This is a genomic window from Plantactinospora sp. WMMB334, assembly GCF_049179095.1.
Lineage (GTDB): Bacteria > Actinomycetota > Actinomycetes > Mycobacteriales > Micromonosporaceae > Plantactinospora.
The window spans coordinates 3,536,921-3,549,291 of the sequence record NZ_JBMHME010000002.1 but is presented as its reverse complement, the minus strand read 5'-3'; the positions used below and the strand labels follow the sequence as shown (position 1 = coordinate 3,549,291).

At 67.4% G+C, this 12,371-nt stretch carries 6 protein-coding genes; 5 read left to right on the top strand and 1 reads right to left on the bottom strand.

Annotated features, from left to right (window positions below):
- Positions 1–81: 81 nt before the first annotated feature.
- Positions 82–1,071 carry a recombinase family protein gene (locus ACN27G_RS15205; RefSeq protein WP_421493459.1) on the top strand — a complete coding sequence of 330 codons (990 nt, stop codon included), beginning with the start codon at positions 82–84 and terminating at the stop codon, positions 1,069–1,071.
- Positions 1,072–1,403: 332 nt separating this feature from the next.
- Here ACN27G_RS15205 and ACN27G_RS15200 read toward each other — a convergent pair whose 3' ends face one another.
- Entirely contained in the window at positions 1,404–1,655 is a 252-nt protein-coding gene (locus tag ACN27G_RS15200) for a hypothetical protein (protein ID WP_278062226.1), read from the bottom strand.
- Between the two features lie 551 nt (positions 1,656–2,206).
- Here ACN27G_RS15200 and ACN27G_RS15195 point away from each other — a divergent pair.
- The 4 genes from ACN27G_RS15195 (at position 2,207) to ACN27G_RS15180 (ending at position 10,928) form a co-directional block, all read left to right on the top strand.
- Positions 2,207–3,481: a hypothetical protein gene (locus ACN27G_RS15195; protein ID WP_421493458.1), complete on the top strand. Its 1,275-nt coding sequence runs from the start codon at positions 2,207–2,209 to the stop codon at positions 3,479–3,481.
- A gap of 69 nt (positions 3,482–3,550) precedes the next feature.
- The gene (locus ACN27G_RS15190) at positions 3,551–4,786 is read left to right on the top strand and encodes a hypothetical protein (protein ID WP_278062224.1); all 1,236 of its coding nucleotides are present in this window, start codon (positions 3,551–3,553) and stop codon (positions 4,784–4,786) included.
- Positions 4,783–8,127: a hypothetical protein gene (locus tag ACN27G_RS15185; protein WP_421493457.1), complete on the top strand. Its 3,345-nt coding sequence runs from the start codon at positions 4,783–4,785 to the stop codon at positions 8,125–8,127. Before ACN27G_RS15190 ends, ACN27G_RS15185 begins: the two co-directional genes overlap by 4 nt.
- The gene (locus ACN27G_RS15180) at positions 8,124–10,928 is read left to right on the top strand and encodes an RNaseH domain-containing protein (RefSeq protein WP_421493456.1); all 2,805 of its coding nucleotides are present in this window, start codon (positions 8,124–8,126) and stop codon (positions 10,926–10,928) included. The genes ACN27G_RS15185 and ACN27G_RS15180 overlap by 4 nt, the downstream gene beginning before the upstream one ends.
- Positions 10,929–12,371: the final 1,443 nt, after the last annotated feature.

Below are 12,371 nucleotides of genomic sequence, written 5' to 3'. Positions count from 1 at the left end.
TGTCCCTTGTAGACTTAGCAGTCGGGTAACAAAGGGGCGAACCGCTTTAAAGTCGGCTACAACTGGCAGCTCTACGGCCGGATGTCGACGGTCGAGTACCAGGACTGCGCGATGTCGCGGCACTGGCAGCTCGACTGCGCCAGCGAACTCGTGGCCGGTCGCGGGGCGATTGTCACCGCGCACGCCCGCTGGGGACGGCGACTACATCGACTCGCCCCCGACCCGGTCACCGCACCGCACGTGCAGTGGATCTTCGCGGAGCGAAACGCTGGCACCAGTGCCGGCGGCATCGCCCGTACCCTCAACCACCTGGGTGTTCCGTCACCATCGCAGTACGACCGCAAGCGCAACCGGCACCGGACAGCGGACGGGTGGACGGTACGGACGGTCGCGGAGATCCTCGCCAACCCCCGCTACACGGGGCGGCAGGTGTGGAACCGGCAGTACACCGACCATCAGGAGACTGAGCCGGGGGACCCGCGCACCAGTCGAGGCTCGGTACGGCGCTGGAATCCCCGAGACCAGTGGATACTGTCCGCCCGGTTCGTGCACCCGCCGCTGGTCAGCGAGGCGGACTTCGTCAAGGCTCAAGCGGTGAACGCGGTCCCCGCGCCGGAGGACGGCCAGCCGCGCCGGTACCTGCTCACCGGACTGGTCATCTGCCGAGCCTGCGGCCGACGTGCCGACGCGCACTGGGTACACGGGCGGCCCGGATACCGGTGCCGACACGGCCACACCAGCGCCAGCCCGGCCCCTATCCGGCCGGCCCAAGCCGCTGTACCTACGCGAAGACCTGCTCCTCGCCCACATCGCACGGCAACTCGACGATCGAACGACGGAAGCCCGCGACGACGCGCGAGCTACCGCCGCGTACCTGCGGGCGAACCAGATCACCGTCACCTGCGACGCCGACACCATCACACTCGGTCGACGGCCGTTGATAGCTCGAGTCCCACGCCAGAAGCAACGACCCCCACCCGAACCGCTCGGAAACATGAACGGCTTTGGTGGGGGTTAACGTGTCCGAGGGGGGAGTTGAACCCCCACGATCAGCACCAGCGCGCACTTTAGAGTGCGCATGCGCTGATACTACAGGCTGTCGGTGGGACTGCGCAGATTTCCGTGTTGACCTGGGTGTGGTCCGTTGGACAGGACGTCGATCCTGTCCGGGAAGGACCACGTCTTGGCAGACAAGAAAGCGACTGCTGCTCAACTTCCGCAGCCGACGTCGGCGGAGCGGGAGTTCGCCCAGCAACTCGTGGAGCGGGCCAAGAGATCCCGGTGCCACCGAAGCACGGTCTCCGGGCGGACCAGCAGCCGCAGGCCGCGCAGGACGTTCCTCGGCAGCCGGTGTAGTAGAGATGTAGCGCCGCAGCGTGTCGGCCACAGCGCATAGCCGGCGTTCAAGCAGCATGGCGAACGGCGAGCCGGTCGAAGAAGGCGTCGAGGCGGCGTACCGTCTCCGGGCCGTCGACGAGGTCAGCGCCTCCGAATCGGTAGACCTCGTAACCGTTGAGCCGTAGCTCGCGGTCTTCAGTCATCATCTCGGCATAGCGGCGGGGGCTGGCCCGGCCGTCGTCGTCCGCGTAGTGCTGCTTGCCGTCGCACTCGATCACGACACGGACCCGGTGAGGCAGCAGCAGTAGAAAGTCCATTCGCTGGCGAGTGAGGGCGGTAGACCCCTGGCGCTCGGTGTACGGGTCGTAGTGGAGGTAGACCTGCGGGATCAGCGCGGGGATGTCGGGGCTGAGCCGTACGTACCGCTCGGCGTAGGTGCGCAGGATTCGCCGTTCGGCGTCGTTCCCACCGAGGGACCGGTCCAGCCGTTGGTAGAGGCTACGGCGACATCACGCTCTGATGTTGCGGCGATGCCTTCCTGGTCCGCCAGCAGCTGCAAGGCCGCCGTATCCGGCTCTGTGCCGGTCCGATGTCGTTGAGATGGGTGTATGGATTGCAGTCGCGTGATCGGGGCGCCGGTCGTGCACCGTACTGCGGCTTGATGGAACCCGTGATCTGCGGCTACTCGACCCCACCGGCTCATCCGTGCAAAAATGAAACATGTGTTCGATAGCCTGTCGTGGTGGCGCAGCCGGTGATCCTGGGCCGGTCTTCTGCGCCGCGGCCAACGACGGGCTATCGTCGCTGCTGGTGACGTTGCGATGGCTTTGATGGTGGTGTCTGTTGATCTCGGGCTGACGTGGTCGCGATGACGGCCATTCTCAGCACCGACAGTGCCACTTCGTCAGCCCGCCAGCTGATCCCGGGCGCGCTGAGCGCGCGAAGGCTGACGGGTGGTCTGTCTCGGCGCGATGTGGCTGCGCTGGCAGCGATGTCCGCGCGGGAGGTCTTCCTCTACGAGGAGGGGTTGCGTGCCGCGGGCCCGGCTGGGGTGGAGCGCCTGGCGGGGGCTGTCGGCTGCCGCCCTGATGAGCTGATCGATATCGAACCGGGTCGTGAGACGTTGGCAGACCTACGATTCGCGGTGGGGTTGAGGCTGGCCGACGCGGCGGCGCTGGCCGGATCGTCTCCGGCTGGTCGAGAGCTGCGCGTATCGGCTGAGATGCTGTCCGCGCTGGAAAACGGCGAGTCGCTTCATGAGCCGGGGTGGGACACACCGGTGGTGGCCGGTCGTCTCGTGACTGTGCTGGCGCGGATCTACGCAGTGCCGGTACGGATGGTGTTGGACGCGTGGATGCGTACCCGGCCGCAGGAACCTGCGCCGCTGGTGGAGACGCCGGACAGCGGTGGCCCTTCGCGCGCTGCGGTCGCGGCGTGGGCATCGCTGAATGAACGCCAGCGGGTGTATCTGGGCGAGATCATGCGCGACGACCGCATGACGGCTACGGAGATGTGGATGCGCAGGCTGCAGCGGTTGCCGGTTCCGAGGAGTGCTGATTGGCGTCGGCTTCCGCTGGCGTTCAAAGGCGCGCCGGCGCAGACCGGGTACACCCGTTTGCAGGAGCGGTTGCGTCGGCGCGGCGTCCACGATCCGGGTACGGGTCCGACAGTGCATGCCCTGGCCCGGCGGGGTCTGGTGGTCGTGACCGAGGATGTCGTCGATGACCCGGTTGCCGGTGAGGTGGTCCGGGTCCTGGTCGAGATCACCCGGCGTGGCCGCGCCGCGGCCCGGGCCGGCTTGGACGAGCCGGTGGAAGTTGATCACGAGCCGCATCTGCTGTCCGAGTGGCTGTGGAGCGTTCTGGTCCGGGTTGCGGCGGCCGAGCCCGACGGTCTGCCGGAGGATCGGCTGGCGGGCCGGGCGCTGTTCTTTCTCGGCGTCGGCTACCGCAGCGCTGCCGGCGGGCCGCCGAGCCGAGGGCTGATCGAGTCGGTGGCGGTTCTCGCCGCCGGTGGGACGCACGTGGAGGAGTTCCGGTGGCGGTTGACCGACCTGGGCCGACAGCACCTCGCCGCGTTCGTTGATCTTTATCGTCGGCGGTATCCGCAAGTGGATTGCACCGGCATCGAGGGCATCGTCTGACTTCTGACACGGGGCCCAGTCGCTTCGCGCCCGGTTTCTTGTCGGAGGGTGGGTCTAGCATCCGCCCACGTGACTAATGCTGTCGATGACGACACCAGCACACTGAGCGATGACCATGCACGCTATCTCGTGACCAAGGCCGCCGTGCACGCCGCGAAGGCTTTGACCAGCCCCGGCCGGAAACCGGAGCAGCGGCTGGAGACGCTGATGGAGTGCCATGGCAGCGTCCTGGCCGCGCGTGGGCCCGGCAGCCCGCTGCCGTTCGGGCGATTCCGCGATGCACTTTCGGGTGACCTCGCGCAGCTGCTGCCTGCCGGGGTCGAACCGGTCGACCTCAAGGGACTGGCTGTCGTCGATCAGGACGGGCAGATCACCGAGAACGCGTTCGACCTGGACTTCGAGCAGCGGATGCTGCTGCACACCCTGCACAAACTCCACCGGGCCGCGGGCGTGGCGGGCGTGCGGGAATTCCGCGAGGAGGTCGAGCAGGAGACGGTCTACCAGGCGTTGAGCAAGCAAGGTGTCCAATCGGTCTACGAGAACGGGCGCGAGGATCTGATCCGAACCCCGGCCGGGCACACGGATGATCTGGCGGACTTGCGGTTGCCGCCGAGCGTGGCCGACTTCTACCAGGAGATCCCGTACGGCTCGACACACCAGGGCTGGTGGTATCCGTGCCCGATCTGCCGGTGGCCGATGCGGCTCGTGCTGCGCAAGAGTGCCAGCGTCCTGACAGGCTCGGCCCGTTGCTGGCACACCCCGCACGCCGAGATGGGCGCCTCGTATCTGTTCCGGCCGACCAGTGACGGATCAGCCGCGGCACTGCGTCCCGAGTCGCGCCCGGACCCGCCCACCGGTCCCGAGTCGGTGCTGTTCCCCGACCTTGACGCGATCCCGGAGCCGACGCCGGTGGACAAGCACAAGGCTCTGGTTCGCGGCGTGTGGCGTTACACCACGGTCCCGGGCATTCCCGAGTTGGCGCTGCGCGACCAACTGTATGAGCGTGGCCTGGCAGCGGAACTCTGGCCATCCCTTGACGCCTACGACCTGCGAGTGAAGGTTCCCGGCGTCGGCAAGCCCTTCAAAGTCGACGTCAAGGACTACACATCGGCGACAACGCTCGGCAGCCTCATCCACGCGCAGGAGGGCGACCGGGGCGGTGCCGAATGGCTCGTGGTCCCGGACTACCGGGCCGGGCAGATTCCTCTGCTGTCGGAGGTGTGCGCCCGCTACGGCATGAAGGCGGTCACCGCGTCGGCCTTCGGCGAGCTGGTCTGCACGAAGGCGGGGGTGAGGTGGGCGTGAGCGACCCGACCGTGCAGACCAGCGTGGTGAACGCCGCGCTGGCGCTGGCAGCGCACTACTTCCCCCGCCGTATCGCGGGTGATGCCCGTGACGCCGCCGGGTTTGCCGATGCCGCGTTCCTGCTGTCCGGCAAATACACGGTGTGGGACCGCTGGAACGGGCTCGCGCATGCCGAGAAGCAGCGCATCGCGTTGCTCGGATCGGTCGCCCCGGCCGACCTGGCCGAGCATCGTGCCTTCTCCGTCGCGGCCCGCACGATCCTCGCGCCGCCGGATCCCGGAACAGAGGGCAAGCCCGTGGCTTTGGCGGCGTTCGAGCTTGCCGGGAAGAACCCGTTCCAGGCCGACGCCGCGTACCCCCGTGTGGGAGGGGACCTGCTGGAGTACGCCGACCGGCAGACCGCCCGGTTCCGGCGCCCCAGCGCCCGCCCGAAACCGCCGGACTTCGCTGGCCCCGGGACGTGGACTACCCCGACGATCTACGTCAAGGACGGCGGTCAGATCTACGGCCGGGTACGTATTCCCCGCTATCCGCACTTCACCGAACCGTTCGGCCATGACCGGCTGCCGCGCGCGTCGACTGTCGCGTACGAGCCCGAGCTGCGCATTCCCGCGAACGAGCTGTTGAGCTTGGCTGCGCAGATCGACGAGCGGTTCCCGGCCGACAAGCGGTTTCTGCACACCACGCTGTCCGGGCTGTTCGAGGTCTTGCAGACCACCGACACTGTCTCGCCCTGCGACGTCATGACCATGTTGGCCGGCGGGCTGGAAATCTTCCACGCCCCGACCGGCACCGGCAAGAGCGTCCTGGTCCGGGTCATGGCCAGCTGGTTCGCCCTGAACAACCGGCGTCTGGCCATCGTGCAGCCCGACATCAAGTCCTGCCTGGCCATGACGTGGAACATCCGCGGTGACCTGGCCCACCTGCAAACGAAACACGCGCTGGAGCACATGCCGACCTGCGCACACCTGATGTCCACCAGCCGGATGCACGAGCGCGCCGTCAAGCACGCCTCGCTGATCGACGAGGATCCCGACGCGCCCGGCGACTGGGGGCTGCGCGGAGAACGCGACATCGACCCGCTCGCCTACGGCTGCGCACAGCGGGAATTCACCGAGGCCACCGGCGATTATCCGCCTGGTCGCGAACCGTGCCTGTCGCTGGTCCGGCAGGGTGTCGGGATGTCGGCCTGCCCGTGGATCCCGACCTGCAGCAAGTTCGCCCCGGTCTACCAGGCGTGCGACGCCAACGTGGTCGTCATGAACCACTTCCTGTTCCTGCAGGGCTCCCTGCGCATCGGCGTCAACCTCGACGGCCGGCCCGTGTACACGCTAACGGCCGCCGAGTTTGCGCTGCGCACGTGCCACGCCGTGCTCATCGACGAGGTCGACCAGTTCCAGTCCCGGGCCATCGAACGCTGCGCCAGCGACGTGAAACTGCACTCGCGCCGCCACTGGACATCCGCTCCGCAGTCGATGGACACCGACGCGAAACGGCTGCCCATCCACGACGAGAACGAACTGCTGCCCTCGGTCAGCCACGTCCGGCTCATGGCCGAGTTCCTGCTGCTCAGCATCTGCCGCAACGCGCTGACATTGACCGTCGTGGAGGATAAACGCGCCGAGGAACGCATTCCCGACCAGACCAGCAGCCGCTGGCACATGGCCCGCGGCCGCGACCGGACGCTCGCCGCACTGCTGTGGCCCGACCTTGAGGTCGGTGAGGCCGGCATCCCTGCCGAGGTCATCGAACGGATCAACGCGCTGATGCCCGAGCGCTACCAGCAAGAGGACCGGCACGGACGGGCCAGCGGCACGCTCGAGCCGGTCTGGGCTGATGTCCAACGCGGCCTGAATGCACTGGTCGGGCCGCGCGGCGAGACCCTGCTCGACGCCGTCAAGATCGAACTGCACGAACTGCTGGAAGATTCGATCAGCGACGGGCATCGCCGTGCGCAGATCATCAACCTGCTGGCGACCCGCGCAGTGATGATCGAACTGGACGAGGCTCTGGCCGAGGTCCGCAAGACCGCTCAGCGGTACCGGTCGTCCGGGTTGCGGTCCGCTCAGAAGATCGTCGAACAGTTGCAGAACTCGGCGATCACCGCTGTGATGCCGATCGGGATGCTCGGCCGTTCTCTGACCGGCTATCGGGTAACCGGTCTCGACGACCGGGAACGCAGCGCCGAGCTGGTGGCGCAGACCATCGGTGGTGATCCGCACCTGTTCACCGCTGAACTCGGTGGGATCGTCTCGCTGAGCCTGGCCGGCACGCAGCGGCCGGTCATGGGGCTGTCGGCGACGGCGTTCTTCCCGCAGGCGGTCCGCGAGCACGTGCACGCACCGGTGCGCTGGTGGATGACCGACGCGCAAGCACGTTCCATCCGCGCCCGCAAACGCCGCGTCGAGTACGGCAAGGGCCACCCGCTGTTCGGCGAACCGATCAAGGTCTCCGGTCTGCACACCAGCCGCAAACGTGATGCGCTGATCGAACTCGGCGATCAGCTCTACGACCGCTACATCCGGAGTGAGCTGGAGAAAGCCGCCGTCAACGACCCTGATCGTGCCCACGTGCTGGTGGTGGCGAACTCCTATGAGCAGTGCGCCTGGCTCGCCCGCGGCATCTCCCAGTCCGGCTCCTACCGGTCCGGGCTGTGTGTGGCAGTGCGCGCCGAGGACCGGCACAGCCTCAACCCGGACCTGCCCCGCGAGGACCGTGCCGTGCGGCTGACCGGTGAGGAGTTCGAGACCTTCCCTGACCGGGGCAACATCCTGGTCGTGCCGCTGCCGCTGATCGCGCGCGGGCTCAACATCGTCAAGGGCATCCGCTCTGCGGTGCGCTCGGTCTACCTGTGCGTACGGCCCCTGGCGCTGCTCAACGAGCCGTCGGAGATGTACGCCAGCATCAATGCCGCCGGCATGCGAGCCCTGCCGGCCAGCGGAAGCAGCGACCCGATCGCCGCGCTCGCCGGTGCTCGCGACGCCGCGTGGGAGCGGTTGCGGTTGCTGCTGCGCTCGGCCAACCAGTTCACCTCCATGCAGAAGTCGCTGCAGGAGGAAGTCGTCGCGGGCATGATCGTCGACCTCATCCAGCTCGCCGGACGGGCCCGCCGCGGCGGCACGGAAGCCGTCCTGCACATGGTCGACTTCGCGTTCCACGAGGACACCTGGAGCGCTGATCTCGACACGATTCTGCGCCGCATCCACGCCAAATGGCCGCCCGAGGTGCGGGCACAGATGAACGCCCTGTACGGCGAAGCGCTCAACGCGTTCCTGTCGTACGCCGGAATCGACCCGAACGAATACCCTCTGACAACTGCTCTCGGAGGAGAGGACGAGTGACCCCACAACGCCGTGCTCCCGGTCGCTATCTCGACACGCTCGCGTACCGCTGCACCCCCGACCTGGTCCGCGACGACGCCGTGTACCTTCGGCATCTGAGCCCCGAGACCCGCTCCCTCTGGGAGAACTTCGAACGCGCCTGCAAAGACCGGTACGGCAACGAATCAGCGCAGGCACCGTACTCGATCGCCACCACCGTGCTCAGCGTGCTCACCGGCGGATACGTCTACTTCGAGCCCGGCGGTCCCCAGCCGTTCCTGGCCTCGCGGGAGCCGATCGACGACAAGCTGCTTTGCCGGGTGTTCACCCTCACCTACGGCCTTGCCCACGGCGTGACGATCCACGAGATCGACCTGCGGCGGCCCCCGGAGGTGGCGCAGAGCATCGCCGATACGCCGGAGAAGAAGGAGTACCTTGCCCAGCACATCCGGACGCAGGACGGTGTTCAGCCGGTCGCCCCAAACTGGGTGTACCGCACCATCACCTGGGGGCTGGCGCAGAAATTGGCCGGCCCGTGGGCGGTTCGCGACGGGCTCAGCGTCACGTTGCGCCCGGACGTCACCGGCGGCCTCGTAGCCCTCGACAAGCCGTGGGAGAGCGACCAGGGCGGCCGGTACGCGCTGTCACGTACCGCACTGAGCCTGGAAACCGTGCCGAACATCGTCAACCCCGTACTCATGGTGACCTCCCGGGTGACCCGGATCTCGGATTCGCTGATCTTCAGCAGGACGGTCCTGGCGGTCCAGCCCGGAGAGAACCGGCCGATCCTCGAGGTCGCTCTGCACGGCGGTGGCGGAGCCCGCACGATCAGCCGATACGCGCTCGAAGCGCTCGGGCGCCTCGACATGGACTACTCCATCCTGCAAGCCATCGCGACCCGCTCGCAGGCCGAACAACGGATGCGCGCCGAAGCCATTGCCAAGGTCGGCCACGACGACAAACCCAAGCTGACGTTCTCCCGCGAGCGCCCGAGCCAAATCTGGCCGGTGCTGGCGAAGAACCGGCAGTTCCCCATTGGCGTCGGCACCGGCATGCACCACCTGCGGGTGCTCAACCAGCACATCGTGGACCGGCTCGGTGATCTGGCCCAACCGATCGTCGCGCGCGCCACTACCCTGACCTTGCCGCACCGGCCCACCGACCCGGAGAAGGTGTCCAAGGCGGAGTTGGATCGACGCAAGGCTGCCCGCGAAGCCGGCGCCGAGGTGCGGCTGCGCGGCAAAGGCACCGCATTCCCTGACCCCGCCTCCATCGCCGCCGCAGTGAAGGCGGCCGGCTTCACTAAACTGCGCCTGGTCTGTCTGTGGTACCGCGACGAGACCCGCCTGCGGATGATCGCGACCCTCGCCAAGACCTACGGCCTCGCCACCGAGGGCTTGGACCCACGCGACGGCCAGGAGATCGACCTTTACGGCGGAACGGTCACCGCGGTCTTCCGATTCATGGGTGATTTTCTCACCCATGGCAGCCCGCACGGCAGAACGAAGGCGCTGAAGCCGGCCGAGGCGGCGCTCGACTCCAGCGGCGGCGTGCTGGTCGGCACGTGGTGTGAAACTCACGTTCCCACTGCCGAGGACGCCCCCGGCCGCAAACCGGCCGAGCTGCAGGAACTGGACGCCAAGCCGCAAACCAAGATGATCCTGGCTGGCCGGGACATCGCGAGCCAGTACCTGCTCGGCAAGAACGCGCAGGGTGTCATCGCGCCGAAAACGCCCGACCACCCGAGTGAGATGGCGCTGCTCGACCTGTACCGCTCCCTCGGCATCATCGACGATCGCATCGCCAACGCTCTGCGTCCCGAAGCCCGGCACGCCGCATACGGCGCCGACCGCATCGCCCACGTCGGATTCCACATCCGCCAGCAGAACAACCGCAAACGCGAGAAAGGCGCCCCCAAGGCCGTCGTGACCGCAACCGCACTGGTTCCGCCGGCCGTCGCGGGCGACGTGTGGCAACTGCGCGGCTGGAGTTCGACCGCTGCTCGCTGGCAGCCCTACCGCTGCGCCCAGAACGAGTTCCACGCCACGAACTACCCGAGCGAGGCTGGCGGCAAGAAGTCCCACCGTCAGCGGTGGGACGACATCGGGGCCATCATCGAACGGGCGCTGGAAGACCTCGTTGAAGAACTCGACGGCCGCCCCTATGTCGTCACTGTCGACGAAGACAGCGCGCGGCGTATCTGGGATGGTCTGCAGAACAGCAAGCAGGGGCTGCATCCCGACACGCGCAAGAGCAAATACTGGCTGCCCGGCTTCACCCTCCCCGCCGACGAACAGCCCGACGCGGTCATCCGTATCAACATCGCCGACGACCGGGTGCCTCCGCCGGTTAGCTACACTCACGTGCTCAGCAGCCGAGAGGAGGAGAAAGAAGGCGAGACGACCAAGGCGCTGTACGAGATCGAGACGGACTTCAGCACCCCTGTATGGCTGCTTTGCAACGTTCCCCGCAACTACGACGGCGGCAACTCCGGCCGGCTCGGCGCGAAGTACACCCGCTGGGACGCGAAACATTCCGTCAATTCGGAGAACAAGGAAGAACGCCGGAAGAGCGAGATCCCCGAGCCGTGGTACTCGATGACCGCCACGGAAATCTTTCCCATCGCCCTCAACGACCGCGTCTCCCACGAAGCGCTCGCGTTCGCCACCGCCCAGCTCTGCCACCAAACCATGTACTGGTCCGATCGCGCCCGGTACCCGGTCGCCCTGCACGCGGCAATCCAGATGGACAAAGACCATCCGCAGTACCGCCGCACCGCGCAATCAGCCGATGAGGAAGCCAGCTCCGATGCAGAAGAATAGGCTCCGAAGCTCGAGCTGCGGCACGAGAACGACTGTCAGCTCCGCGCCCGGCACGGGCGCCGAGCTTCCGGCACATGGTCGCTCTCGCGCCGGCGCGTCATCCGCTTTACGACAGTGCGTGAGGTTGCCTCGCCGAGGTGCCAGACAACGCAGAGATGATGCTGGCAAAGCGCGCCGCCGCCAGCAGGTGACTGAAGTTCGGGTAGCGACTCGGTTGCTTACTGCCGAGATCGGCAGTCGCTCGCCAAGGATTGGGCTGTCGGCGCTGCGGATGCCCCTGTGCCGTCGGTCGCATCGACTCTGACACCCATAGGCGATGGCGACGTGCACGCCCCTGAACCGGATTCCGGCCCATTGAGGATGGTCGCGGGGCGCTAATCGCACATCGGCTTCAGCGCCTCGACGTACGCCGGGAACCGACCTATCTCGAGTCGTCGACCGACCGCAACGGTGCGCTGTACAAAAGGCACGAGTTCGTGCCAGGCCAGATCATTCGCGGCCGCCTTGGCGCTGCGAGCCCCGTCGTGATGTGGCGCCAACCGCAGCCGGTCGCCAGCTGAGCGCCTTTCGATTGAACTTCGTCGACATGGGTTGGCAGCCTGCGTCGTCCGTCAACCACGCCCGCCCCCGGTCGGCGCGGGTCACACGGTTCAGGGGCAAGCTTTCCGGGACCGGCGCAGCCATGGCTATCTGCCGGGCTCCGAGACCCTTCGAGCTGAGGCAGGCCTCCGGGCGGTGTCCGTTTCGGCAACCGTCAACCGACGGACTTGGCCTGACGCAGGCGGAGAAGACTGACTTGGCGTCGATTCCGCCTGTCAGCGACGACATGCAGTCCCTGCTCGCGGGCCTCTTCGTCCGGGTCGCCTGCGTTTCGCCGGACAAGCGATGGGGGCTGGGGAACTGGTGGTACGACCCGCTGGATCGCCCGGATCTGTCGGAGCCGGTGAGGGGTGATTCTCGGCGGCTGTGGGGTGCCGGCGACGACTGGCAGTTGCTCTGGGAGCAGTACCCTACCCCGGCGATGTCGTGGCTTCGCTCACGGATCCGTTCGCGGGGATGGCGGGCGTGACGGCCGATGGCGACGATCCCTTCTACAGCGTTGCGTTGGGAAGCGCATGTCTGGCGCTGGCTCCGTGGCCAGCGCGCCGGACGCGGCGCGGACGGCAGAGTGCGGCCTGATCGCGCTGTGGATCGACGACGGCGCGGGTCGCGTCGGTCCGATCGGGTGGAGCGGCCCCGGGCCGGGTCCTGTGGGCGAGTGGCCCGGTGCCGGGGAGGCCGAGTGTCAAGGAGCTGACAGTTGGCCCGTATCGAGTGGAATGGTGATGTTCAGTAGTGCCGTGCCTGCGCAACGCCACCAGTTGATCATGGTGCGAATCGTCACCTGGACGAACTCGCCAAGCGGTACCTGTCGCATCCAGCTCCTATGCTCGCCGGACGGCA